Annotated in this window: 20 protein-coding genes; 10 read left to right on the top strand and 10 right to left on the bottom strand. The window is 71.7% G+C overall.

Annotated features, from left to right (window positions below; translation table 11 throughout):
- Nucleotide 1: 1 nt before the first annotated feature.
- The 5 genes from ACSP50_RS10410 (at nt 2) to ACSP50_RS10390 (ending at nt 5,993) form a co-directional block, all read left to right on the top strand.
- Entirely contained in the window at nt 2-451 is a 450-nt protein-coding gene (locus ACSP50_RS10410) for a hypothetical protein (RefSeq protein WP_014689139.1), read from the top strand.
- Between the two features lie 119 nt (nt 452-570).
- Nucleotides 571-2,139, top strand: coding sequence for a polysaccharide deacetylase family protein (locus ACSP50_RS10405; protein ID WP_014689138.1), 1,569 nt, complete (start codon nt 571-573; stop codon nt 2,137-2,139).
- A 171-nt stretch (nt 2,140-2,310) separates the two neighbouring features.
- Complete coding sequence (locus ACSP50_RS10400; protein WP_014689137.1) at nt 2,311-3,627, top strand: hypothetical protein; 1,317 nt, start codon at nt 2,311-2,313, stop codon at nt 3,625-3,627.
- Complete coding sequence (locus ACSP50_RS10395) at nt 3,624-5,552, top strand: PAS domain-containing sensor histidine kinase (protein WP_014689136.1); 1,929 nt, start codon at nt 3,624-3,626, stop codon at nt 5,550-5,552. The genes ACSP50_RS10400 and ACSP50_RS10395 overlap by 4 nt, the downstream gene beginning before the upstream one ends.
- 75 nt (nt 5,553-5,627) lie before the next feature.
- Entirely contained in the window at nt 5,628-5,993 is a 366-nt protein-coding gene (locus ACSP50_RS10390) for a Cinnamyl alcohol dehydrogenase 2 (RefSeq protein ID WP_014689135.1), read from the top strand.
- A 53-nt stretch (nt 5,994-6,046) separates the two neighbouring features.
- Here the strand turns inward: ACSP50_RS10390 and ACSP50_RS10385 are convergent, their stop codons facing one another.
- Nucleotides 6,047-6,349 (bottom strand): hypothetical protein, encoded by a 303-nt coding sequence (locus ACSP50_RS10385; protein ID WP_014689134.1) that lies wholly within the window; start codon nt 6,347-6,349, stop codon nt 6,047-6,049.
- 30 nt (nt 6,350-6,379) lie between these two features.
- Here ACSP50_RS10385 and ACSP50_RS10380 point away from each other — a divergent pair, with 30 nt between their 5' ends.
- The gene (locus ACSP50_RS10380) at nt 6,380-6,886 is read left to right on the top strand and encodes a metallophosphoesterase (protein WP_014689133.1); all 507 of its coding nucleotides are present in this window, start codon (nt 6,380-6,382) and stop codon (nt 6,884-6,886) included.
- On the opposite strand, the gene ACSP50_RS10375 is transcribed toward ACSP50_RS10380, so the two are convergent.
- Together ACSP50_RS10375 and ACSP50_RS10370 are read right to left on the bottom strand one after the other, a co-directional pair.
- On the bottom strand, nt 6,873-7,388 hold the full coding sequence (locus ACSP50_RS10375) for a hypothetical protein (protein ID WP_014689132.1): 516 nt from the start codon (nt 7,386-7,388) through the stop codon (nt 6,873-6,875). The genes ACSP50_RS10380 and ACSP50_RS10375 overlap by 14 nt on opposite strands.
- The gene (locus ACSP50_RS10370) at nt 7,389-8,417 is read right to left on the bottom strand and encodes a LacI family DNA-binding transcriptional regulator (RefSeq protein WP_014689131.1); all 1,029 of its coding nucleotides are present in this window, start codon (nt 8,415-8,417) and stop codon (nt 7,389-7,391) included. It lies immediately after the preceding gene.
- Between the two features lie 110 nt (nt 8,418-8,527).
- On the opposite strand from ACSP50_RS10370, the gene ACSP50_RS10365 reads away from it, so the two are divergent.
- From ACSP50_RS10365 to ACSP50_RS10355, 3 genes are all read left to right on the top strand, one after another.
- Nucleotides 8,528-11,626 carry a GH92 family glycosyl hydrolase gene (locus ACSP50_RS10365; RefSeq protein ID WP_014689130.1) on the top strand — a complete coding sequence of 1,033 codons (3,099 nt, stop codon included), beginning with the start codon at nt 8,528-8,530 and terminating at the stop codon, nt 11,624-11,626.
- A gap of 129 nt (nt 11,627-11,755) precedes the next feature.
- On the top strand, nt 11,756-13,366 hold the full coding sequence (locus ACSP50_RS10360; RefSeq protein WP_014689129.1) for a methyl-accepting chemotaxis protein: 1,611 nt from the start codon (nt 11,756-11,758) through the stop codon (nt 13,364-13,366).
- An 89-nt stretch (nt 13,367-13,455) separates the two neighbouring features.
- Entirely contained in the window at nt 13,456-15,528 is a 2,073-nt protein-coding gene (locus ACSP50_RS10355) for a M14 family zinc carboxypeptidase (protein WP_014689128.1), read from the top strand.
- Here the strand turns inward: ACSP50_RS10355 and ACSP50_RS10350 are convergent.
- Nucleotides 15,522-16,532 carry an ArsR family transcriptional regulator gene (locus ACSP50_RS10350; RefSeq protein ID WP_099344030.1) on the bottom strand — a complete coding sequence of 337 codons (1,011 nt, stop codon included), beginning with the start codon at nt 16,530-16,532 and terminating at the stop codon, nt 15,522-15,524. The two genes, ACSP50_RS10355 and ACSP50_RS10350, sit on opposite strands and share 7 nt — an antisense overlap.
- Nucleotides 16,533-16,578: 46 nt before the next feature.
- Between ACSP50_RS10350 and ACSP50_RS10345 the strand changes: the two genes are divergently transcribed.
- Nucleotides 16,579-17,817, top strand: a complete 1,239-nt coding sequence (locus ACSP50_RS10345; protein ID WP_014689126.1) for an MFS transporter — start codon at nt 16,579-16,581, stop codon at nt 17,815-17,817.
- A gap of 145 nt (nt 17,818-17,962) precedes the next feature.
- Here ACSP50_RS10345 and ACSP50_RS10340 read toward each other — a convergent pair whose 3' ends face one another.
- The 6 genes from ACSP50_RS10340 to ACSP50_RS10315 are packed head-to-tail and all read right to left on the bottom strand — an operon-like array spanning nt 17,963 to nt 24,513.
- Complete coding sequence (locus tag ACSP50_RS10340) at nt 17,963-18,949, bottom strand: N-acetylglucosamine kinase (protein WP_014689125.1); 987 nt, start codon at nt 18,947-18,949, stop codon at nt 17,963-17,965.
- On the bottom strand, nt 18,946-20,202 hold the full coding sequence (locus ACSP50_RS10335) for a 6-phospho-beta-glucosidase (RefSeq protein WP_014689124.1): 1,257 nt from the start codon (nt 20,200-20,202) through the stop codon (nt 18,946-18,948). Before ACSP50_RS10335 ends, ACSP50_RS10340 begins: the two co-directional genes overlap by 4 nt.
- Complete coding sequence (locus tag ACSP50_RS10330) at nt 20,199-21,068, bottom strand: carbohydrate ABC transporter permease (protein WP_014689123.1); 870 nt, start codon at nt 21,066-21,068, stop codon at nt 20,199-20,201. Before ACSP50_RS10330 ends, ACSP50_RS10335 begins: the two co-directional genes overlap by 4 nt.
- Complete coding sequence (locus tag ACSP50_RS10325) at nt 21,065-21,991, bottom strand: carbohydrate ABC transporter permease (protein WP_014689122.1); 927 nt, start codon at nt 21,989-21,991, stop codon at nt 21,065-21,067. The genes ACSP50_RS10330 and ACSP50_RS10325 overlap by 4 nt, the downstream gene beginning before the upstream one ends.
- 3 nt (nt 21,992-21,994) lie before the next feature.
- Nucleotides 21,995-23,311, bottom strand: a complete 1,317-nt coding sequence (locus ACSP50_RS10320) for an ABC transporter substrate-binding protein (protein WP_014689121.1) — start codon at nt 23,309-23,311, stop codon at nt 21,995-21,997.
- Between the two features lie 38 nt (nt 23,312-23,349).
- Complete coding sequence (locus ACSP50_RS10315; RefSeq protein WP_014689120.1) at nt 23,350-24,513, bottom strand: ROK family transcriptional regulator; 1,164 nt, start codon at nt 24,511-24,513, stop codon at nt 23,350-23,352.
- Nucleotides 24,514-24,520 lie beyond the last annotated feature (7 nt).

The raw sequence follows: 24,520 nt of genomic DNA, 5'->3' as shown, positions 1-24,520 counted from the left end.
CATGACCCGCAGCGTGACCACCGAGAACCTGGGCGCCTGGCTGCTCAAGGGCAACGCCGACACGGCCGACCTGGCCGGCCGGTTCGCCCGCGAGCCCCGGGTCGAGCGGTGGTGCGTCCGGCCCGGATACCGGCTGGACCTGATGCGGGCCGGGCAGCCGGTGCTCTTCTGGGCCAGCGGCAGCCGGCGGCGTGACCTGCCGTATGGGATCTGGGGCTGGGGACGGCTGCGCGGGCCGGCACGCCGGGGCGGGCCGGAGGCCGGCTGGTGGGTGCCGCTCGACCTGGTCATCGCCGAGCCGGGGCGGCGGCTGCGCCGGGACGAGCTGCGCGGGGATCCGGTGCTGGCCGGGCTGGAGGTGCTGCGGCAGCCGCAGGGCTCCAATCCGTCGTTCGTGACCGGGGCGGAACTGGCGGCGATCCGGCGCCGATGGATCAGCGATGATCGATAAATGTCATCCTTTCGGTGGAAATTGACCGGGAGTGCTAGCCTCGCCCGCTGGCGGGCCGAGCAGTGCGGTGAACGGCACTGCGGACATTCGGCTCGCGTTCGGCTGATGCGGAGGTAGTGATGTCCGACGAGCCCACGGTGGCGACACCCGGCGGCGATCGATCCGACCAGCCTGAGGAGGCGACCGTCGCGTTGCCGGGGGCGGCGGCCGAGGCCTCGTTGACGAAAGCCGATAAATCCGAAATTTCGGACGGGGCGGATGAGGCGACCGTCGCGTTTTCCGGCAGCACGCCGGTGGACGACGAGAAGACCGCGGTCCTGAGCGAGCCCGCCGAGGCCGGCAAGGCCGCCCCGGTCGGCAAGGCCGCCGCAGCAGGTGCGGCCGCCGCGGCGGGCAAGGCGACGGAAACCGCGAAGGTCACCGCCCCTGTCAAGGCCGTGGGAACCGCCGGGTCCGCGGACGAGGCCACCACGGTCCTTTCCCCCACGGGCACCGATGACGAGGCGATAACGGTCATCCCGGCGTCGAGCAGGGCGGACACCGCGGAGGAGGCCACGACGGTGATGCCGGCGGGCGCCGCCGCGCAGCCGCCGGAGGAGAACACGGTCGCCCTCCCGGCCGCGGACCGGATCATCGCGCTCCCCGCGACCCGGCCGACCCCCGCCCCGGCCGCCGACCGCACCATCGCGCTCCCCCCGCCCCGGCCGACCCCGACCCCGGCCGCCGACCGCACCATCGCGCTCCCCCCGACGCCGGCGCCCGCCGCCGACCGGACGGTCGCGCTCCCCACGGCCGCCGCTCCCGCCGCCGACCACACCATCGCGCTCCCCCCGAGCGGCCCCGCGTCGGCGCCTGCCGCCGCACCGGCGAGAACTCCGCTGCTGACCCGACGCCGGCTGATTGTCGGCCTCACCGGCGCCGCCGGCGCCGCCCTCGCCGCCACCGCCATCCACGCCGCCACCGGCGACTCCACCCCGGAGGCCGGCAAGCCCATCCCGGCCCAGTCCTCCGCCCGCACCCGGCCCCGGGAGCCGGAGAGCGCCCCGGTCAAACCGACCCCGCTCCCGGTCCAGCGCAAGCCGATCTCCACCCTCGCCGAGTACGCGAAGGCCTCCGGCGCGGCCCCGTTCCCCAGCGACGCGATCGCGCTGACCATCGACGACGGCCCGCACCCGGTCTGGACCCCGAAGATCCTGAAGCTGCTGGACCAGTACCAGGTCCCGGCGATGTTCTGCATGATCGGCAACCAGGTGCTCGGCCACGAGGAGGTGGCGAAGATGGTCACCACGGCCGGCCACCAGCTCGCCAACCACACCTGGAGCCACCCCACCAAGCTGGGCGAGAAGCCGAGCCGGGTGGCCCGCAAAGAGATCGAGCAGGCCCAACTCAAGATCAACCGGACCACCGGGTACACCCCGAAGCTGTTCCGGTCGCCGGGCGGCGACTGGTCCCCGCAGCTGCTGCACGACGTGGCGATGGCCGGCCTGCTACCGCTGGACTGGAGCGTCGACCCGCGGGACTGGACGATGCCGGGGGTCCCGACCATCGAGAAGAAGCTGCTGGCCGCCCACCCGGGTCAGATTCTGCTCTGCCACGACGGTGGAGGCGACCGCTCGCAGACCTTCCAGTCGCTGAGCGTGGTGATCCCGGCGCTCAAGGCCCGTGGCCTGAAGTTCGTCGCCCTCTGAGCAGTGCCCCGTTCGTGGCGGTCTGTCCTCGCGACCGCCACGCCGGGCTGTCCGGCACCGGATCGCCGATCCCGCGATAGGCGCCACTCCGCGTGACTACCCTCACTTAACGCCCGCCGGTGGCGAGCCGATGAGAAAAGGGGTGAGACGTCCGCGGAGGTGAGGGTCCGGATGCTTCCGGAACAGGTCGGTGACTGGGTGCTGCACGAACTGCCCCGGCTGAACGAAGCGATCCTGAACCAACACGCGCCGCCCGAGCTCCTGGTCACCGAGTTGTGCGAGCACGTGCTGCCCGGCCTGCCGGACCCGACCCAGCTGACCCCGGTGCAGGCGCAGCGGCTCGTGGTGCATCTGGGCTTCGCCGGGGCGTCGGTGGCCCGCCACTACCAGGAGCACACTCCGGGCGGCACCGAACATCCGGAACGGGCCTTCGACGTGTTGACGGCGGGTGAGGAGCGGATCCCTTTTCGCCGCTACTTCGCCGGGCTCGCCCAGCACACCGGCACCGGCCACTACGACCGGGACAGCTACGCGTCGCTGGTCCGGTGGAACGTCGGCACGGTCCGGGTGCGGCTGCACGGCGAGGTGGTCGCCGAACTGCCCGGTGTCTTCGACGACGGGCGGATCCGCAGCTACACCGGCACGGCCGGGGAGGAACGCTTCTTCCTGCTGGTCAAGCAGGGCGAGGCGATCGAGCTGGCGGTCAACTGCGCGCTGGAGCCGCTCACCGCCGAGCACGCCAGCCTGATCTGTGAGAAGGCCCGGCACCGGGTCCGGGAGGCCACCGTGCTGCTGGCCGAGCTGCGCCGGCTGTTCCGTGACTTCGCGTCCCGGCCGGCCGAGGAGACGATGGCGGCCGACGCGTTCATGGACGTGTTCCGGCAGTTCGCCGCGCACTGGACGCCGGGCGACATCCCGCCGAGCGGCGCGCTCGACCCGGAGGCGCTCAAACGCGACTTCCTGCTCGGCATCGACGAACCGGAGTACGACCGGCAGGCCCGTCGCCTCTTCCCGGCGCTGCTCGACCAGGAACGTACGGAAATCGGGAATCTGATGTCGGACTGCCCGCTGCCGTGCCGGGTGCTCGCCGAGGTGGGCGTGGACGAAGCCGATCTGCGCCTGTCCGACGAGGGTGACCTGCGCCGGCTGGTGGCCCACCACCCGGCGCTGATCGACTGGCACCGGCTGCTCACCATGCACGCCCAGGTCTCCGGCGCGCACCTGATGCTGAGCAAGAAGTTCCTGTTCAAGCCACAGCGGCAGCGGGACGCCGCGGGCCTGGGCGACCAGCACCTGGTGTCGAACCGGGCCGGCACCACCGGGATGACCGAAACCTACCTGGAGCGCCTGACCCGGGCCCGGCAGCGGCACACCCTCGCCGCGCTGCGCCCCGTGCTGATTCCGGAAAACCGGGATCCGGGCGCCGATCCGGCGGTACGGTCCGACCGGGGAGCGGCCGCGCCGGTCGTACTGGAGCTGACCGGATGAGCGGAACGGACGACGGGGTACGTCAGGGCACCCGCGAGCTGCCCGGTCGTGATCAGCTGATGGCGCTGATCGACCACACCTCGTCGGTGATCTACATGCGCAACGCCGACGGCCGCTACATGCTGGTCAACCGGGAGTACGAGCGGCTGTTCGGGCTGCGCCGCGAGGACATCGTGGGGCTCACCGACCACGACCTGTTCCCGCCGGCGACCGCCGACGCGTTCCGGGACAACGACCTGCAGGCGCTGGCCGGCGGCGTGCCGGTGCAGATGGAGGAGCGGGTGCCCGGGGACGAGGGCGAACGCATCTATCTGACGGTCAAGTTTCCGCTGATCAACGGGGACGGCACGCCGTACGCGGTGGCCGGGATCTCGACCGACATCACCGAGCGCAGTCGGGCCGAGGCCGCGCTGCGCGACAGCGAGGAGCGGTTCCGGCTGCTCGCCGAGCACGCCCAGGACATCATCTTCCGCTACCGGCTGGCCCCGGAGCCGGCGATGGAGTACCTGAGCCGGGCGGTCGAGCAGATCACCGGGTTCACCGCCGAGGACTTCTACGCCGACCCGGAGCTGATCGAGAACCGGATCGAGCCGGAGGACCGGCCGGTGTTCGAGCGGTCCTGGCGGATGCCCCGCTCCGGGACGACCAGTTTCCGGCTGCGGCGCCGCGACGGGGAGGTGGTCTGGATCGAGCAGCGGGCCGGAGCCGTCACCGCGCCGGGCGGTGCACTGGTGGCGGTCGAGGGGATCCTGCGCGACGTCACCGAGCGGATGGCCGCCGAACGGGAACGCGCCGAGCTGGAACGCCAGCTGCGCCAGTCGGAGCGGCTCGACTCGCTGGGCCAGCTGGCCGGGGGCATCGCCCACGACTTCAACAACATCCTCGCGGTGATCTCCGGCTACGCCGACATGATGATCGACGAGCTGGGTGACGAGCACCCCAGCAAGCCGGACGCGAACGGGATCAAGCAGGCCGCGGCCCGGGGCGCCGCGCTGACCCGCCAGCTGCTGCTGTTCAGTCGGTCCGAGCCGTCCCGCTCCGAGCTGCTCGACCTGAACGCGGTCGCCTCCGACATGCTGCGGCTGCTCGGCCGGACCCTGGGCGAGGACATCGAACTGGGCACCGAACTGGTCGCGGACCTGCCGCCGGTGGTGATGGACCGCAGCAAGCTGGAGCAGGTGGTGATGAACGCGGTGCTCAACGCGCGGGCCGCGATGCCGGCCGGCGGCCGGCTGACGATCAGCACCGGGCGTGAGCACGGCGGCGCCGGCGACGACCAGGTGTGCCTGGCGGTGACCGACACCGGCTGCGGGATGACACCCGAGGTGCTGGCCCGGGCCTTCGAGCCGTTCTTCACCACCAAGGGCCGGGGCAGCGGCACCGGGCTGGGGCTGGCCACGGCGTACGGGGTGGTCACCGACGCGGGCGGGACGATCACCCTGGAGTCGGAGCCGGGCCGCGGCACCACGCTGCGGGTCCGGCTGCCGGCCGGTACCGAGGACGCCGCCGGGGTGACCCCGGCCGCCCCGGCCGCGGAGGACGCGGCCGGTGACGGGCGGCGGATCCTGGTGGTCGAGGACGAGGAGATGGTCCGTGACATCGTCTGCCGGCTGCTGGTCAAGGCCGGCTACCAGGTCTTCGCGGCCCCGCATCCGGCCGAGGCGCTGCGCATGTGCCGGGACGAGGCGCTCGCCTTCGACGTCCTGCTCAGCGACGTGATCATGCCCGGCATGTCGGGCACCCAGCTCGCCGCCGAGCTGCGCCGGGACCGGCCCGGGCTGCCGGTGCTGTTCATGTCGGGCTACACCAGCGGACCGGCGCCCGGCGGCCAGGAACTGCCGACCGACGCGCCGCTGATCCGCAAGCCGTTCGAGCGGCAGACCCTGCTCGACGAGGTGCACCGGCTGGTCACCGAGCGGGTCTGACCCGCGATCTAGAATCGCCGGGATGGATCGCTCTCTGCTGGCCGACTTCCTGCGCGCGCGGCGGGAGGCGTTTTCGTGGTGGCCCCGGCCGGCGTCCTCTCGCCGGCGTCGGTAAGCATCCCGCTGGCCGATGCCGCGGCCCTGCCGATCGTCGGCCTGACCGCCTGGCAGGCGCTGTTCGACCACGCAGAGCTCACCGCCGGCCAGCGGGTGCTGATCAACGGCGCGGGCGGCGCGGTGGGCGGTTACGCGGTGCAGCTGGCCAAGAACGCCCATGCGCACGTGATCGCCGCCGGCCCGGTGCGCGGCGCGGACGAGACCATCGATCACACCGCCACCGAGGTCCCGTCGGCGGTGCGCGAACCGGTCGACGTGGTGCTGAACCTGGCGCCGGTCGACCCCGCCCGGCTGGCCGGCCTGCTCACCGTCATGCGCGACTGACCCGCCCGTCAGCGGGCATGGGGCGGCGCGCTTCCCGTCGCGGCCGTCCCGTGTCACGGGCGTGGGGCGACCCGCTTCCAGCCGCGGCCGTCCCGCTGATCGCGCGGGGTGGTCGCGGCCACACACTTCGGGCAGATGAAGCCGATGTCGTCCCCCGCCCCGGTCACGTCGCTGGCCCGGTAGTCGAACCGCTGGTGCGGGAACCGGACCAGGCGGGTCCGGCTCAGCGCCAGCCCGCACAGCGTCTGATTGGTGCCGGGCAGCCAGGCGTGCACCTCCCCGGCCGGCGCCCGGCTCCCGTCCGGCCCGTTCACCTGGCTGGATGCGGCGGTCGCCGCGGTGCTCACTCGTGCCATGGGTGCGGCATACCCGGTTAGGCTCGGCCGATGCGGATGGTCCTGATGGCCGACACCCACGTGCCGAAACGGGCGCGCGACCTGCCGGCCGCCCTGTGGGCGGCGGTCGGCGCGGCCGATGTCGTGGTGCACGCCGGCGACTGGGTCGACGCCGGCCTGCTCGACGCGCTGGAGGCGCGCTCGGCCCGACTGCTCGCCTGTCACGGCAACAACGACGGCCCGGCGCTGCGGGCCCGGCTGCCCGAGGTGGCCCGCGCCGAGCTGGCCGGCCTGCGGCTGGCCGTGGTGCACGAGACCGGACCGGCCACCGGCCGGGAGGTCCGCTGCGCGGCCCGGTTCCCGGACACCGACGTCCTGGTCTTCGGTCACTCGCACATCCCGTGGGACAGCACCGCGCCGGGCGGGCTGCGCCTGCTCAACCCGGGCTCCCCGACGGACCGCCGCCGCCAGCCGCACTGCACCTACCTGACCGCGACGGTCACCGCCGGCCGGCTCACCGAAGTGACCCTGCACCGCCTGCCGGTCAGACCGTCTTGACCAGCTTCGGGTCGCGTCCGGCCAGGAAGGCGCCGAACTCGGCCTGCTGGACCTCGGTCAATGCCCGCTTCGGGATGACCAGGACGATCCGGTTGGCGGCGGCCAGCGTCCAGCAGGCGGCCGAGATCGCCACGGTGGTGAACTCCCACCGGGTCTCGCCCGGGCCACTGGCCATCTGGTAGCTGTACCGTTCGGCGCCGAGGGTGACCGTGGTGGGCACGCACAGCCGGGCGGCCATCCGCTGCCGCACCTGCTTGATGCCGGCGACCAGCAGCACGCAGAACAGGCCGGCGAGCAGCGAGACCACACCGAGCACCACAAACAACGCGCCCGATCCGGTCGTGCCCAGCGCGATCAGGCCCAGCCCGGCGGCCAGCAGCAGCACGACGCTGAGGAGGAACTGGCGTCGCGTGCGCTCGCTGTTGCCCCGCAGCGCGGCATCGACTTCGGCGGCGGTCGGTTCGTAATCGACAGTGATCTCCGGATGCGCGGTTAAGATCATCTATGACGGCGGCCCGCCGGGCAAGAGCCTGCCCGCAGGTCGTTCGGCGGAGCCGCGCGGGATCAGCCGGGTCGGGATGATGACGGTGCGGGGTGGGCCGGTGTAGCCGCCGATCCGGTCGTAGGCCAGGCGGGCCGCGGCCCGGCCCATCTCCACCGTGTCGTGGGCGACCACCGTCACCCCGACCACGTCGGCCAGCTCGAAGTCGTCGAAGCCGACCAGGGCCGGCCGGACCGGGTGGTCGCGCAGGGCGCGCAGCGCGCCGATGGTGACCCGGTTGTTGGTGGTGAACAGGGCGGTCGGCGGGAACGGCAGGGCGAGCAGCTCGGTGACCACCCGGCCGGCGGTGGCCGCGTCGTGGACGTCGGTGCGCACGTACGGCTCCCAGTCCACGTTGCCGGCCGCCCGCATCGCCGCCGTGAAGCCGGTGATCCGGGCCTGCTGGGAGGCGGTCCGGGCGAGGTCGGCGACCAGGGCGATCCGGCGGTGGCCGCCGGCCAGCAGGTGGGCGGCCGCGGTGCGGGCGCCGCCGTCGTTGTCGATCAGGACGCTGTCGGCGGCCCGGCCGGCCGGCGGCGGGCGATCGAGGAAGACCAGTGGGACGTTGTGCGCGTCGATGCCGCCGCCGCTGGGGATCACCAGCAGCGCCCGGACCCGGCGTTCCACCAGGGCCTGGACCTGGCTGCTCTCCAGGTCGCCGTCCTCGTCGTTGTTGACGGTGATCAGCAGCAGGCCGTGCCGGCGCAGCTCGCGTTCGGCGCCGCTGGCGACCGCGGAGTAGAACGGGTTGGCCAGGTCGCCGCTGATCAGGCCGACCAGCGCCGAGGTGCCACCGGTGCGCAGCTCGCGGGCCAGGCCGTTGAGGCGGTAGCCGAGCTCGTCGGCGGCCTGCCGGACCCGGCGTTCGGTGGCCCGCGAGACGTAGGGCTCGCCGTTGAGCGCCCGGGACGCGGTCTTGAGGCTCACCCCGGCCCGGGCGGCCACCTGGTTGAGGGTCGGCGGGCGCGCGGGCGTCTCGTCGGCGGGCATGCCCCGAGTATCTCCCGCGTCCGGTTCCGGAACCGACGGTGGATTGACTTTTATCAATCTTTACTGACAACGTTGTCATCCTCCCATGGAACCCGCGAAGGGACAGCTCAATGCTCCGTACCCTGGCCGTGGCGACCGTCCTCGTCGCCGCCGCGTTCGCGACACCCGCAAGTCCCGCCCAGGCCGCCGACGCCGACCTCACCTCGTACGTCAACCCGCTGATCGGCACCGACGACTCCAACTCCCCCAACCCGGTCGGCGGCGGCGCCGGCGGCAGCACCTTCCCGGGCGCGATCGTGCCGTTCGGGATGACCCAGTTCAGCCCGGACACCCCGACCGCCTCGCCGTCGGGTTACCGGGACCGGGACCGGACGATCGAGTCGTTCAGCCTCACCCACTTCAACGGGGCCGGCTGCCCGAACAACGAGGACCTGCCGATCCTGCCGGTCACCGGCGCCCTCGGCTCCTCGCCGGGCAACGCCTGGACGTCGTACGCCAGCGGCTACACCAAGGCCAACGAGACCGCTTCGCCCGGTTACTACAAGAACAAGCTGGACAAGTACGGCGTGACCGCCGAGCTGAGCGCGACCACCCGCACCGGGGCACTGCGCCTGACCTATCCGGCGACCACCACGGCCCAGGTCCTGATCAACGACAGCCGCTCGGCGACCGGCGACCGGGCCGGCAATGTGAGCATCAGCGGCAACCGGGTCTGGGGCGAGCACACCGCGGGTGGGTTCTGCGGGGGTCGTACGTACAAGATCTATTATTCGATCCTTTTTGATCGGACACCGACCGGCTTCGGCACCTTCAGCGGCGGCACCGTCTCGGCCGGCTCGGCCACCGCGAGCGGCACGCAGACCGGCGCCTACGTCACCTTCGACACGTCGTCGAACGCCGTGGTCAACGCGACCGTCGGGATCTCGTTCGTCAGCGTGGCCAACGCGCAGAACAACGCGACCGCCGAGGCCGCCTCGTTCGACACGGTCAAGGCGGCCGCGAACGCGGCCTGGAACAGCGCGCTGAACCGGGTGCAGGTGACCGCTGGCGGCGCCACCGACCTGCAGAAGTTCTACACCGCGCTGTACCACGTGTTCAGCAACCCGAACGTGGCCAGCGACACCAACGGGCAGTACATGGGCTTCGACAACGCGGTGCACACCTCGTCGTTCCCGATCTACCAGAACTACTCGGGCTGGGACATCTACCGCTCGTGGGCCGCGCTGGTCGCGATGGTCGCCCCCGAGGTGATGACCGACATCGTCAAGTCGATGGTGCTCGACGGCCAGCAGGGCGGCCTGCTGCCCAAGTGGTCGCAGCAGAGCATCGAGGACTTCGTGATGCCCGGCGACCCGGGACCGATCGTCGTGGACGAGGCGTACCAGTTCGGGGTGCGCGGCTTCGACACCGCGGCGGCGCTGACCCTGATGAAGAAGAGCGCGACCGGCGGCTCGACGCAGGGCTACGTGCTGCGCGGCAACGAGGGCACGTACGAGAGCCAGCACTACATCGCCGGCAACCCGTCGGAGACCCTGGAGTACGCGTCGAGCGACTTCGCGATCAGCCGGTTCGCCCTCGCGCTGGGCGACACCGCCACCTACAACACCTACGCCACGCACTCGCAGTACTGGCGGTCGCTGTTCAACGGCGAGTCGTCGTACATCCACAACCGCTCCGGCGGGTTCCCGTGGCCGCTGAACCCGGCCACCGAGTCGCCGTACACCGAGGGCAACGCCGCGCAGTACACCTGGATGGTGCCGCACAACCTGGGCGGCCTGATCACCCTGATGGGCGGCAAGAGCACCGCGATCCAGCGGCTCGACCACCACTTCACCCAGCTCAACGGCGGACTGTCACTGCCCTACTTCTACGTCGGCAACGAGCCGGAGCACGGCGTGCCGTGGGCCTACCACTTCGCCGGCAAACCGTCCGGCGCCAGTGACGCGGTGCGGCGGGTGATGAGCGAGTCGTTCACCACCGGCGCCGGCGGCCTGCCCGGCAACGACGACCTGGGCGCCACCTCGGCGTGGTACGTGTGGTCGGCGCTCGGCCTGTACCCGGTCACCCCCGGCGCGGACACCCTGGCGGTGCACGGCGGCATCTTCCCGAGCGTGCTGATCCGGCGCTCCACCGGCGACCTGACCATCTCCGGCGGCAGCGCGACCAGTCCGTACGTCCAGTCCCTGTCGGTCAACGGAAAGGCAACGACACACAACTATCTGCGGTACGCCGATCTCGCCTCCGGTGGCAGCGTGACGTACTCGATGGGGTCGTCGCCCTCCGCCTGGGGCACCGGCAGCGGTGACACGCCGCCGAGTTTCGGTGACGGCGCCACCCCGCCGATCGCCGAACCCGACCTGGGTGCGAACCTCGCCGCCGGCAAGCCGGTGATTAGCGGCTCGGCCGAGTGCGGCAGCAGCGAGACCGCGGCCAAGGCGGTCGACGGGCTGCTCCGGAACAACAGCAAGTGGTGCACCGGCGGCACGCCGAAAACGCTGACCGTCGACCTCGGCTCGGCGCAGAACGTGTCCTCGGTGGTGCTCAAGCACGCCGGCCTCGGTGGCGAGACGACCGGCTGGAACACCGCCGACTACACGATCCAGACCAGCACCGACAACGCCACCTGGACCACCGTGGTGACCGTCGCCGGGGCCCGGAACAGCCGCAGCTACCTGCCGTTCCCGGCGCGTGCGGCGCGCTACGTCCGGCTGGCCGTCACCACCCCGAGCAACAACGGCGACGCCGCCGCCCGGATCTACGAATTCGAGGTGTACGGGCAGTCCTCCGCCCCGGCCGACCTGGCGCTGCGCCGCGCCTCGTCGGCGGACTCGTCGTGCGCCGCCACCGAAAGCCCGGACCGGGCGTTCAACGGCAGCTGGCTCGGCGGCTGGTCGGACAAGTGGTGCTCGCAGAGCACCTCCCGGTGGCTGCAGACCGACCTGGGCGGCACCACCCACATCGGCTCGGTGGTGCTCCGGCACGCCGGCGCCGGCGGCGAGTACCCGGCCTGGAACACCCGGGACTTCGACGTACTCACCTCCACCGACGGCAGCACCTGGACGGTCCGTGCCTCGGTGCGCGGCAACACCGCCGACTCCACCACCTCGACGATCAACGCCGACGCCCGCTACGTCCGGCTCGACGTCATCACCCCGACGCAGGACGGCAGCGCCGCGGCCCGCATCTACGAGATGGACGTCCGCGGCTGATCCCACCGGGCCGGCCCGCCTCCGCTGCGGCCAGGCGGGCCGGCCCGTTCCGCTCAGACGATCCGCCGCCGCGCCGATAAGGGATCCTGGAGGACTCGAGTTCCGGTGTGAGCCGGTCAGGGAGGGGCCATGGCGGAGACATCAGCCACCACGTCCTCGTCGCCCGGCGGGCGCCCGGCAGCGACGATCGGCCGGAAACTGGCCCTCATCTTCGCGAGCATCGGCGTGCTGTTCGGGCTGGTCTCCGTGGTGGTCTACCGCTCCGTGAACACGCTCACGGACACCGCGGGCAAGGTCGAGCACACCTATCAGGTGCTCGACCGGATCGACGCGCTGCGGTCCAGCCTCAAGGACGCCGAGACCGGGCAGCGCGGCTATCTGGTCACCGGGCAGGACGCCTACCTCGCTCCGTACCAGCAGGCACTGACCGACCTGGGCACCGAGCAGCAGCAACTCCGCAGCCTCACCGCGGACAATCCGAAGCAACAGAAACGGCTCGACGATCTCGCGCCGCTGGTCGATGCGAAGCTCGCCGAGTTGCAGGAGACCATCGGGCTCCGCCGGGACAAGGGCTTCGAGGCGGCCCGCACGGTGGTGCTCACCGACAAGGGCAAAGCCGTCATGGACCAGATCCGGGCGGTGGCCGAGGCGATGAGCACCGAGGAGAGCAGCCTGCTCGGCGTGCGCGCCGCGGCGGCGGCCTCGGCCAAGCGCACGACACAGGTGACCATCGTCGCGGGGCTCGTCGCGCTGCTCGCCGGAATGGCCGCGGCTGCCACGCTGATCACCCGGCAGACCAGCCGGCGGGTGAGCCGGCTGCGGGCCGCAATCACCAGCCTGGCAGGTGGTGACCTCACCTCGGCGAGCGGGCTGACCACCGGGGACGAGTTCGGGATGATGGGCCGCGATCTTGATCACGCGGTCGACTCGGTCCAGACGATGATGGCCGAGCTGGCCGCCACGGTGACCGAGCTCTCCACCTCGGCGCACCAGCTGGCCCAGCTGGGCGGTGACCTCAACAGCGGCGCTGACGAGGCTTCCGGCAAGGCGATCGCCGCCTCCGAATCGGCCTCCCTGATCAACGCCAGCGTCGAGTCGGTCGCGGCGGGCGCCGAGCAGATGACCGCGTCGATCCGGGAGATCGCCGGCACCTCCGCGCAGGCCGCCGCGGTCGCCAACGAGTCGCTGGAGATCGCGAGCAGCACCAGCCGGCAGATCAGTGAACTGGGGCAGTCCAGCACGGAGATCAGCGACGTGGTGCGGCTGATCACCTCGATCGCCGAGCAGACCAACCTGCTGGCGCTGAACGCCACCATCGAGGCGGCCCGGGCCGGGGATGCCGGGAAGGGCTTCGCGGTGGTCGCCTCGGAGGTCAAGGACCTCGCCCAGGAGACCGCCCGGGCGACCGAGGACATCACCCGGCGGATCGCCGCCATCCAGTCCAGCAGCGAGGCCGCCGGCGTGGCGGTACAGCGGATACAGCAGGTCATCGGGCAGATCAACGACTACAGCAACACGATCGCCGCGGCGGTGGAGCAGCAGTCGGCGACGACCAACGAGATGACCCGGTCCATCACCGAGGCCGCCGAGAACAGCCGGCTCGTGCGCACCAGCTTCGCCGCGGTCGCCCAGGTGACGTCGACCACGGCCGACGCCGCCCAGGCCAGCCGGCGCGCCGCTGACCACCTCTCCGCACTGGCCGGCAAGCTCAACAGCGTGGTCAGCCGGTTCCGCTACTGACCACGCTGATCCCGGCAAGCACGTCCCGTTGACATCGATCGATGGAAGAGATGGGGTGATCTCACGACCGTCGATGCCCAGGAGGCTTGATGTCATCCCGTGCCCGTTGGGCGGCCACCGCCGCCGCACTACTACTGGGGCTCTCCCTCGCCCCGCTCCCGGCCCAGGCGCGACCGGCCACCACCGTGGCCGCGCCCGCGATCTCGCTCGACGCCGGCCAGCACGCCCTGATCCGCTTCCGGCTCACCGGCCAGGCGGCCCTCGACCGCCTGGTCGCATCCGGCGCCGACCTGGCCGCCCACCCCCGGTCCGACCGCGGCGGCATCCTGGCCGACGTGGTGGTCGACGCCGCGCAACTGGCGTCGCTGACCCGCGGCGGTGCGGTGCCGGTCCAGCTCATCCAGCAGGAGACGCACCGCGCCGTCGCATCGCGCGGGATCGCCGTGGCGGCCGCCGACACGCTGCATTTCCTGCAGGCCTACTGGTGGACCACCGGCGGGAAGACGTTCCTGCAGACCCAGGTGGCGACCACCGCCACCGGCGATCCGGACGTCGAGATCACCGTGACCTGGACGACCGCGGACGGGAAGACCGGCACGTACCCGCTGATCCGGTTCGAGGACTCCGGCGAATACCAGTACCACTACGCGTTGCCGCAGCCGCTGCCCGGCAGACCGGTGAAGGTCACCGCGAGTTCCAGTCTCGGCGGCGTCTCCCGCCCGGCCACCCCGGCGACCTGGCCCGGCGCCACCCCGCCGCCCGCGCCGGCCGGGTATCAGAAGGACTTCGTCGCGGCATACATGACGCCCACCGACATCCGGGCGCGGATCAAGCGACTGGCCCGGCAGTACCCGAAGCTCGTCGACGTCATCGATCTGCCGAACAGGACCCAGGGATATCGCCGTACGGCGGTGGCCTACCTCGGAGATCCCGCCGCGGCCGCCGTGGTCGTCGAGTCGGTGAAGTTCGGTGACCAGGGCGGGAACGGGATCCAGGTGCGCACCGTCGACCCGGGTGCGCCGAACCGGCCGCTCGCCGCGTCGTACGCCGACCGGGTGCTCACCGTGCGGCTGGCCACCGACGCCGCCGGCAAGACGATCAGCACCACCGACGACGTGGCCGCGGTCATCAGCGCGAAGTACCCGCAGCGGTTCCGGGCCACCGTCGAGACCGGGTCGGCCGGGCTGCCGATGCCGGTGGTCGCCCCGGTCCGGCTCGACGACGGGCTCAAGGGCACCGAGGTGTCGAAGAAGCCGTGGACCGTGCAGGCCCTGCGGATCGGCAAGGTGCGGGACGGCTCGAAGATCGGGGTGCTGGCGTATTCCCAGGAACACGCCCGGGAGTGGGCCACCCCGCTGGTCACCCTGGAGTTCGCCGAGCGGCTGCTGGCCAACTACGCCACCGACCCGGCCACCCGCGACCTGGTCGACAACGTGGACGTGTTCATCATCCCGACGGTCAACCCGGACGGGGCGAACTACTCGTTCAACGACTTCAACTTCCAGCGCAAAAACCTGGTCGACCACTGCACCGGCGCCAGCCGGGACCCGAAGTACCGGGACTCCTGGGGTGTCGACGTGAACCGCAACTACACGGTCGGCTCGTTCTTCGACGGGTACGTCGGCGGCAGCGCGAACTGCCTGTCCGGCACCTACTCCGGCACCGGTGAGCTGTCCGAGGCGGAGAGCCGCAACGTGATCGCGCTGGCCACGGCGCACCCGAACATCAGGTTCGCGATGAACGTGCACTCGTACGGCGGCTACTTCATGTGGCCGCCCGGGGCATACCGGGCGGACGGCCGGGTCACCCTGCCCCGCCCGTCGATCGACGAGTCGAAGTTCTTCCTGGACAGTGCCCGGCGCATCGTGGGCGCGATCGCGGCTTCGCGGGGCACGGTGACCTGGCCGGCCTACACCGGGCCGGTCGCCGACGTGCTGTACTCCGCGGCCGGCAACTCGGCCGACGAGCTCTACTACGAGCTGGGCATCGACGCGTGGGACTTCGAGGTCGGCAACGACCGCTGGAACGACACCACCCAGCAGTGGGAGGGGGTCGGCTTCCAGCCGCCGTTCGACGAGGCGCACGCCGAATCCCAGGAGTACGCCGGCGGGCTGATCGAACTGGTCCGGGTCGCCCGCGACAGCCAGGCCGCCGTTCACTGATCCGTGCCGGCGCGCAGGGAGTCACCCAGCGCGCTGCGGAAGTAGAGCACCACCCGCCCGTGCCGGGCGCGGTCGACCAGCCGGCTCTCGTAGAGAACCCGCAGATGCTGACTGACCGCGCCCGGCGTGACGGCGAGCCGGTGCGCCAGCTCGGTGGTCGAGGCCGGCTCGTCGAGCATCAGCAGCAGGCGGGCCCGCGGCTCGCCGAGCAGCCGGCGCAGCGCCGGGAACGCCGGCGGCGGCCGCAGGCTCTCGGTCATCGTGCCCAGGCCGCGGGCCCGATAGATGATCACCGGCCGGAGGTCCGGGTCGATCGCGGTGATCGCGCCCCGGGCGAAACAGGTGGGCAGCAGCACCAGCCCGCGCCCGTTCACGTCGACCCGGTCGCGGGCGATCTCCAGTGGCCCGTCCCAGCGGATCGTCAGCACGCCGTCCTCCCAGTACAACCGGTGCGACAGGTCGGCGAAGAGCGCGTCGGCGCCCCCCTCGGCGAGCATCCGGGCCCGGTAGATCAGGTCCGCCTCCAGCACCGACCGCGCCCGCGGCCACCATCGCGGCGCGAGGCAGCGATCCCAGTACCCGGCCAGCGCACGGGCGATCCGGTCGAGCATCGCCTCCGGATCGGCGGCCAGCTCCGCCAGCAGGGGTGGCACCTCCCGGTCGTGCGGCCGGAAGGTCCGCTCCAGGTCCGGCCCGACCAGCTCGGGCGGGGTGGCCCGGAGCAGGGCCAGCTCGTCGGCGAGGGCCGGGCGGGTGGTGGCCGGGCGTGGGGTGAGGAAGTCCGGGACGAACCGGTTGGAGGCGACCAGCGCGCGCAGCAGATCCCGGTCGGGCAGCGCGTCGAAATCCGCGCGCATCCGCTGGAACCAGCCGGTCTGCTCGACGTAATAGCCGGGATGCGACCACATCCGTAGGCTCAGCGCCGCCTCCTGCAACGGCGAATACGCCAGCGAGGCCGACGCCAGGTCGGCCAGGCCGATCCGGAACCGCATGGTTGAGCCCATCGCTAAATCATTATCCGCCGATCCCGGTCACCGGTGGGATCGGGGCATGGGTTCCACAGTGGCCGAAACCGCCACCAGCCTGCTCCCCCGCGATCCGGTGGTCCGCCGCCTCGCCGGGATGGTCCTGGTCAACACACTCGGCAACGGCATGTTCATGACCGCCAGCGCGCTCTACTTCACCCGGGTCGCCGGCCTCAGCGTCGCGCGGGTCGGCCTGGGTCTGACCATCGCCGGCGCGTGCGGGGTCGCGGCGAGCCTCCCCGCCGGCCGGGCCGCGGACCGCTGGGGCAGCCGCCGCGTGCTGTTGCTGCTCTGCCTCCTGCAGGCCGTGGGCATGGCGGCGTACACCCTGGTGCACGGGTTCATCGTCTTCCTCGCGGTGGTCTGCGCGGAGACCGCGCTGGACCGGGCGGCCGGCACGGTACGCAACACGCTGTACGCCGACACTCTCCCGCCGGAGACCCGGGTGCCGGGCCGCGCCTATCTGCGCGCGGTCACCAACGTGGGGATCGGCGCCGGCGCCGCGCTGGCCGCGGTCGCCCTGCAGGCCGACACCCGGGGCGCCTACCTGGCCCTGATTCTGGGCAACGCGGCCACCTTCCTGGTGGTGGCCGCGATCCTGCCGGCCATCCCGGCCAAGCGTCGGCCGGTTCGGGGCACCGCCGCCGGTCCGGCCGTCGCCAGCCGCCGCAACGCGCTCACCGACCGGCCGTACCTGCTGGTCACCGCCCTGAACGCGCTGCTCAGCATGCAGTTCGCGGTGCTCACCGTCGGCATCCCGCTCTGGGTGGTCCGGGAGACCACCGCCCCGCACGCGGTGGTCGGCGCGATCCTGCTGCTCAACACCGTGCTGGTGGTGATCTTCCAGGTCCGGGCCACCCGCGCCGCGCGGAACCCGGCCCAGGCGGCCCGGGCCTGCCGCCGCGCCGGCTGGCTGCTCGCCGTCTACTGCCTGCTGATCGCGGGCAGCCACGGCTTCGGCGCGGTCCCGGCCACCCTGCTGCTGGTGCTGGCGGTCACCATCGGCACGGCCGGCGAGGTGCTCTCCCAGGCCGGCGGCTGGCTGCTCAGCTACGACCTGGCGGCGGAGCACGCGGCCGGCGCCTACCAGGGCGTCTTCAACGCCGGCAGTTCCGCGGGCATCATGCTCGCGCCCGCCCTGATCACGGTGACCGCCATCGACCACGCGCCCTGGGGCTGGGCGGTGCCCGCCGCCATCTTCGCGATCAGCGGCGCGGCCCTGGTCCCCGCGGTCCGCTGGGCGACCAGATCCCCGGCGGCCTGAGTCCCCCGGTCCGCCGGGCGACCGGATCCCCGGCGGCCTGAGTCCCCCCGGTCCGCCAGGTGGACAGGTAGCCGGCCGCCTGCGTCCCCCGGTCAGCCGGGCGACGCGGTCTCCGGCCGCCCGGGGAAGGCGGCACGCGGGCTCGTCACGCCGGCACCCGCCCGGAGAAGATGCCGCGCAGGGCCCGCTCGGCGGCCGGGCCGGCCTCCAGCGCGTCCAGGGCGAGCAACGCCGCCCCGGTCACCGGCGGCGAGTCCAGCACGGTGACCTCGGCGAACGGCGCCTGGGCCCGGACGCCGGCCAGCACCCGGTCGTGCAGCAGGGGATGCCGGGCCTGCAGGACGCTGCCGCCCAGGACCACCGAGTGTGGCCGGGGCAGCAGGCCGAGACGGCCGGCGGCGACCCGGTGCTGGGCCAGGATCTCTTCGGCCTGGCGCGCCACCAGCGCGGCGGCCACCTCGTCACCGGCGGCCGCGACCTGGAACAGGATCGGGGCCAGTTCCGGGATCCGGGCGGCCGACAGGTGGCCGCGGTGCAGGGCGATGCTGACCGCTTCGACCGTGGGCAGGCCGAAGTGCCCGGCGACCGCCGCGGACAGCGCGGTCGGGTCGCCCCGGCCGTCCTCCCCGCGGGCCGCCGCGCGCAGGGCGTAGTCGGCCAGGTCGTGGCCGCCGCCCCAGTCCCCGGAGACCGGGCCGAGAGCGACGAACCGGGCGGTCCGGCCGTCGGCGGCCCGGCCGACGCAGTTGTTGCCGGCGCCGCAGACCACGGTGACCGCGTCCGGCAGCCTGGCGCCGGCCCGGAGCAGGGCGAAGCAGTCGTTGTCGGCCCGGACCCGCCGCGCCCAGCCCTGCGCGGTGACCGCCTCGTGCAGGGCGGTCACCTCGTCGGGCAGGTCGGCGCCGGCCAGGTAGACGCCGATCGCGTCGATCGCGGTGTCCGCCGCCAGGCCGGCCTCGGCCCGGGCCGCGGCGATCAGCTTGCCGAGCACCTCGATGGTGCCGTCCAGCCCGATGTTGTGCGGCGACGAGGTGCCGCCGCGCACCATCGCCAGGATCTCGCCGTCCGCGGTACCGAGGACCAGGTCGGTCTTCGAGTTGCCGCCGTCGGCCGCCAGGAACAGCGCGGTCATCGGGCCCACGCGAGGTGGTCACGGCCGGCGGCGATCAGCCTGTCGGTGAGGGCGGTGGCCCTTTCGTGCTGGCCGATCAGCGGGTGGGCCAGCAGCGCCCGGTAGACACGGTCGCGGCCACCGCGCAGGGCGGCGTCGAGGGCGAGTTCCTCGTACGACCAGGTGTGCGTGATGAGGCCGGCCAGGTCGGGCGGCAGAGCGGTGACCGGCAGCGGATCGGGGCCGGTCCGGCCGGCGCGGGCGGAGACCTCGATGACCGCGTCGGCGGGCAGGAACGGCAGGGTGCCGAGGTTGCGGACGTTCACCGAGTGGACGGCGTCGTCGTCGAGGCCGAACAGGGAGGCGAGCAGGCCGACGGCGGCTTCGGAGTAGAAGGCGCCGCCGCGTTCGGCGAGCAGGGCCGGCTTCTCGGTCAGGGTGACATCGCGGTACATGTCCAGCAGGGTCGCCTCGATCTCCGCCACGCGCTGCCCGCGGGTGGGCGCCCCCAACGCCTCGCGCACATGCCCGTCATGGCGATAGAAGTATGACAAATAGTAAGACGGAACGCTGCCCAGCATGGAGATGATCTCCGCCGGCACATCCACCTGTCCCGCGATGTCCGACAGGTGCCGGGAGAGCAGTTCGGGAAGTCGATCAACGCCGTCGACGAACGCCGCCCGCTCCCACGTCAGGTGGTTCAACCCCACATGGTCCAGGACCACCGAGCCCGGCGGAACCTCCAGATAGGAGGCGAACCGTCGCTGGAACCCGATCGCCACATTGCACAGTCCCACCGCCCGGTGCCCGGCATCGAGCAGCGCCCGCGTCACGATCCCCACCGGGTTGGTGAAGTCCACGATCCACGCCCCGGGCCTGGCCCGCGCCCGGATCCGTTCGGCGACGTCCAGAATCACCGGCACCGTCCGCAGCGCCTTGGCGAGGCCACCCGCCCCGGTCGTCTCCTGTCCCACACAGCCGCATTCCAGCGGGAACGACTCGTCGCTGATCCGCGCCCGCTGCCCGCCGACCCGGAGTTGGATGACCGCGGCGTCGGCATCGGTCACCCCCGCGTCCAGGTCGGTCGTCCAGGTCACCTTCCCCGGATGCCCGTACTGCGCGAAGATGCGCGCCGCGAACGCCCCGACGATGTCCAGGCGCTCCGCGGACGGGTCGATCAGAACGAGTTCGGTGACCATGGTGCCGAGCCGGGCGAACCCGTCCACCAGCTCCGGGGTATAGGTGGATCCGCCACCCACGACCGCGATTTTCAACCCTTGAATCCTGTCAGCGTGATGCCCTGCACGAAGCTGCGCTGGGCGAAGAAGAAGATGATGATCAGCGGCGCCATGGCGAGCACGGTGGCCGCGGTGACCAGGTTCCAGTCGACGTGGTGCACGGTCCGGAACGAGGCCAGGCCCAGCGAGAGCGTCCACGAGTTCTCGTTCTCGCTGGTGTAGAGCAGCGGCCCGTAATAGTCGTTCCAGCAGTAGAAGAACTGGAACAGGCCGGCCGCCGCGATTCCCGGCCGGGCCATCGGCAGCACGACGCGCAGCAGGGTGCGCCACTCGCCGCAGCCGTCGACCCGGGCCGCGTCCAGATATTCGCTCGGAATGGTGAGCAGGAACTGACGCAGCAGGAAGATGCAGAACGCGTCGCCGAACAGGGCCGGGATGATCAGCGGGGCGAGCGAGCCGGTCAGGCCGTACCGGGCCCACATCAGATACAGCGGGACGGTCACCACCTGCGGGGGCAGCATCATCACGCAGATCACCGTGAGGAACAGCGCGTTGCGGCCGCGGAACTTCAACTTCGCCAGGGCGTACGCGGCGGGCACGCTGGAGGCGAGGGTGAAGACGGTGGCGGACACCGCGTACAGCATCGTGTTGAACAGATAGTGCGGCAGCGGGGTTGCCTGGAACACCCGCACGTAGTTCTCCGGGTGCCAGGTGTTCGGCCAGTAATCGCTGGTCAGCGCCTGGTCGCTGGTCATCAGCGAGAGCAGCACCAGGTACGCGACCGGGGTGATGAACATGATGCCGAGCGCGATCGCGATGCTGTGCCGGGCGATCCAGGCGAGCCGGATCCGGCGCCGTTCTGCCGCGGCCCGCACGATCGGGCGGTCCAGGACGAGACTCACGATTCCTCCCCGGAGAACGCCTTGGCGCGGCGCAGCAGGACGACGGTGATCGCGAGCGCGACCACGAACAGGGCGATGGCCAGCGCGTTGGCGTAGCCGAGCGCGCTGTAGCGGAACCCGACGGTGAACAGCCACAGCGGATAGGTGAAGGTGGAGCCCTCCGGGTAGCCGAAGGACTGGGAGATTCCGGCGCCGACGGTGGCCTGCCCGCTGGCGATCGAGCCGGCCACCGCCGCCTGGTCGAAGTACTGCAGTGTGTAGATCACGCCGGTGACCGCCGCGAACAGCAGCACCGGGCGGATCGTCGGCAGGGTGATCGACCGGAATCTGTGCCAGGCGTTCGCGCCGTCCAGCGACGCGGCCTCGTAGAGGCTCTCCGGGACGCCGAGCACCGCCGCCAGGAAGATGATCAGCAGGTCGCCGCAGGCCCACAGGCCGAGCAGGACCAGCGACGGCTTGGCCCAGGCCGGCGAGTTGAACCAGAGCGGGCCGTCGATGCCGACCATCGACAGGACGTGGTTGACCGGGCCGGTGCCCGGCTTGAGCAGGTAGACGAAGGCGATGGTGGCGGCCACCGGCGGGACCAACGACGGCAGGTAGAACAGCGTGCGGTAGAAACCGGCGCCCCGCTTGAACTGCGCGATCATCATGGCCATGCCGAGCGTGAAGAGCATCCGCACCGGGACGAAGACCGCCACCATCCACAGCGTGTTGCGCACCGCCTGCAGCAGGAACGGATCGCCGGCCATCCGCCGGTAGTTGTCCAGCCCGACCCACTGCGGCACGGTCAGCAGGTCGAATTTCGTGAACGAGAAGTAGACCGCCGAGATCAGGGGGTAGACGAAGAACATCCCGATGCCGAGCAGCGCGGGCGCCAGAAACGAGAGGGTGACCGCGCCCCGGCGCAGGCGAACGCCGAGCATCGCTCAGCCGCCCAGGCTCATGACGCTGTTGATCTTCTGGTCCGCCGCGGCCAGCCCCTGGTCCAGGTCCCCGCCCTTGCCGGACTGGTAGCTGGTCAGGAACTGCCCGAAGGTCTCCTGGTAGGCCGGCCCGGAGGCGGACGGCGGGGTGGTCATCGAGTTCGGGTTGCGGAAGATGTCGATGAACGTCTTGAAGTCCGGATCGGCGTTCAGGCCCGGGTCGGCGATCGCCTTGGTGGTGGTCGGCACGTTCTTGAGCAGACCGGCCAGCTTGGTCACCGCGGCGTCATCGGTGGTCAGATATTTGATGAGCTCCCACGCCGCCTCGGGGTTCTTGGCGTTCTTCGAGATGCCCATGATGTTGCCGGTCACGTAACCGCCGCCGTATCGGGCCGGGTCGGTGGTGGGCAGCGGGGCCACCCCGTACTTCAGCTTGGGGCTCTGATCCTTGAGGAAGGCGAGGCGGTATTCGGCATCGATGTTGATCGCCACCTGGCCCTTCTGGAAGGCGTTGTCGGCGCTGAACTCGTCGCCGAGACCGGCCTTGAACCTGGTCAGGTTGTCGTACCCGTACCAGTCGACCAGGCTCTTCTGCCAGTTCAGCAGGGTCTTCCAATTCGGGTCGGCGCCGACCGCGCTCTTGCCGTCCGGGGTCAGCCATTTCGCGCCGGTGGACGGGGCCAGGTGGGCCGCGGCGTTCTCGTAATAGTCGTACAGCGGAAGAAAGCCCACCGTCTTGAGCGAGCCGTCGGCATTGCGCACGGTGAGTTTCTTGGCGTCCTCGGTCAGCTCGTCGAGCGTCTTCGGCGGCCCGGCGATGCCGGCCTTCGCGAACAGGTCCTTGTTGTAGAACATGCCGTACGCGTCGGCCAGGAACGGCATGGCGCACCGCTTGCCCTGGAACTCGGTGTAGGACCGGGTCGTCGCGTTCAGCTGATTGAGGTCGATTTTATCCCGGTTGATGTACGCGGTGAGATCCACCCAGGCGCCCGACGAGCAGAATTTGCCCACGATGTCGGTCGAGTACGACAGCCCGATGTCCGGCCCGTTCCCGGCGCCGATCGCCTGGGTCACCTTCGAGTCGTCCTGACCGGATTTGACGGTCACCTTGATGTTCGGGTGGCTCGCCGTGAAGTCGCCGACCACCTGGTCGATGGCCTGCGCCTCGCGCTCGGTGAAGAAGTGCCACAGCTCGACCGTCCCGGAGACCTGCGTCCCGGGATCGGCGATCTTGGTCTCCTTGGGCGCGGGGGTGCAGCCGGTGACCAGCAAAGCCGCACTAGCTAGGGCAAAAAGGGCATAGGGCATCCGTTTGTTCACTTTTATGCTCCTTGGCGAATGTTTTCCGAGGGGAAGGATCAGGAGTCGCGGATGGCGGTGATCAGTGCTTCGCGGACCGCGGCCAGCCCGGCGTCCAGCGCGCCGAGCAGCACCGCGTCGTCGTCGATGGCGGTCACCGCGAACGAGCTCTCCAGCGGGGCGGCCCGCAGGAAGGCCCGGTTCACGGCGGCGAGCAGGGTGTCGCCCCCGGCCCGGGCGACCGGCCCGGCGAGCACGACGAGGTAGGGGTCGAGGACGGCGACCACGGCGGCCAGGCCGGCCACGATCCGGTCAGCCAGCACCTCCAGGAACTCGGCCGGCGCGGCCGCCACCACCTCGGCCGGCGTGTCCCCGGCCAGCCCGTGCTCGCGGGCCAGCTCGAGGATCGCGCCGCCGCCGAAGAGGTCCTGCAGGTCGAGCTTGCGGTCGGCGGAGTCCGGGGCGTAGACCGGCATGTACCCGATCTCACCGGCGCCACCGCGGGTGCCGCGCAGCAACGTTCCGTTGATGTCGATGGCCAGACCGAGGCCCTCCTGGCCGATCCAGAGCAGCGCGAAGCCCTCCGCGTCCTGCCCGGTGCCGCGCCGGCGCTCGGCCACCGCGGCCAGATTCACGTCGTTGTCGACGCCCACCTCGGTGCCCAGCGCCGCGGCGATCGCCGGGACCAGGCCGGGCCGGCCGAAACCGGGGACGTGGACCAGCCGGATGGTCTCGGTGCGCGCGTCGTACGAGCCGGGGACGCCGAGTTGCACGTGCCGCAGCCGGTCGGCCGGGACCCCGGCCGTCACGAGCAGCTGGTCGACCGCGTCGGTCAGGGTGGCGACCGGGTCGGCGGCGAGGAAGTCGACCCGGGACTCGAACCGGGCCCGCACCTCGCCGGTCAGGTCGCAGAGCGCGGCGGCCAGCGAGGGGGTGCCGCTGGCGCCGACGTCGCGGACCGAGACGGCCACCGCGTACGCGGCGTCCGGGTCGGCCGCGTAGATCTCGGCGTTCGGCCCCGGCCGGCCGCTGTCGTGCCCGACGACGGTGACCAGGCCGGCCTCGGTGAGCCGGCGCAGCGCCTCGGAGATGGTCGGGGTGGACAGCGCGGTGAGCCGGCGCAGGTCGGCCCGGGTGAGCATGCCCGGGTCGAGCAGGTGTGCCAGCGCCGCGCTCTCGTTCATGGCGCGGAGCAGCTTGGACGAGCCGGCCAGACGCGTCAACGGAGCC

Origin of the sequence: Actinoplanes sp. SE50/110 (assembly GCF_900119315.1) — a bacterium.
Classification (GTDB): Bacteria; Actinomycetota; Actinomycetes; order Mycobacteriales; family Micromonosporaceae; genus Actinoplanes.
This window is presented reverse-complemented; position numbering and strand designations above follow the sequence as displayed.

Excerpts from the sequence above, each read along its gene's own strand:
- ACSP50_RS10410 (WP_014689139.1), top strand. The coding sequence starts at position 2 with ATGACCCGCAGCGTGACCACCGAGAACCTGGGCGCCTGGCTGCTCAAG.
- ACSP50_RS10405 (WP_014689138.1), top strand. The coding sequence starts at position 571 with ATGTCCGACGAGCCCACGGTGGCGACACCCGGCGGCGATCGATCCGAC.
- ACSP50_RS10400 (WP_014689137.1), top strand. The coding sequence starts at position 2,311 with ATGCTTCCGGAACAGGTCGGTGACTGGGTGCTGCACGAACTGCCCCGG.
- ACSP50_RS10395 (WP_014689136.1), top strand. The coding sequence starts at position 3,624 with ATGAGCGGAACGGACGACGGGGTACGTCAGGGCACCCGCGAGCTGCCC.
- ACSP50_RS10385 (WP_014689134.1), bottom strand. The coding sequence starts at position 6,349 with ATGGCACGAGTGAGCACCGCGGCGACCGCCGCATCCAGCCAGGTGAAC.
- ACSP50_RS10380 (WP_014689133.1), top strand. The coding sequence starts at position 6,380 with ATGCGGATGGTCCTGATGGCCGACACCCACGTGCCGAAACGGGCGCGC.
- ACSP50_RS10375 (WP_014689132.1), bottom strand. The coding sequence starts at position 7,388 with ATGATCTTAACCGCGCATCCGGAGATCACTGTCGATTACGAACCGACC.
- ACSP50_RS10370 (WP_014689131.1), bottom strand. The coding sequence starts at position 8,417 with ATGCCCGCCGACGAGACGCCCGCGCGCCCGCCGACCCTCAACCAGGTG.
- ACSP50_RS10365 (WP_014689130.1), top strand. The coding sequence starts at position 8,528 with ATGCTCCGTACCCTGGCCGTGGCGACCGTCCTCGTCGCCGCCGCGTTC.
- ACSP50_RS10360 (WP_014689129.1), top strand. The coding sequence starts at position 11,756 with ATGGCGGAGACATCAGCCACCACGTCCTCGTCGCCCGGCGGGCGCCCG.
- ACSP50_RS10355 (WP_014689128.1), top strand. The coding sequence starts at position 13,456 with ATGTCATCCCGTGCCCGTTGGGCGGCCACCGCCGCCGCACTACTACTG.
- ACSP50_RS10350 (WP_099344030.1), bottom strand. The coding sequence starts at position 16,532 with ATGGGCTCAACCATGCGGTTCCGGATCGGCCTGGCCGACCTGGCGTCG.
- ACSP50_RS10345 (WP_014689126.1), top strand. The coding sequence starts at position 16,579 with ATGGGTTCCACAGTGGCCGAAACCGCCACCAGCCTGCTCCCCCGCGAT.
- ACSP50_RS10340 (WP_014689125.1), bottom strand. The coding sequence starts at position 18,949 with ATGACCGCGCTGTTCCTGGCGGCCGACGGCGGCAACTCGAAGACCGAC.
- ACSP50_RS10325 (WP_014689122.1), bottom strand. The coding sequence starts at position 21,991 with ATGCTCGGCGTTCGCCTGCGCCGGGGCGCGGTCACCCTCTCGTTTCTG.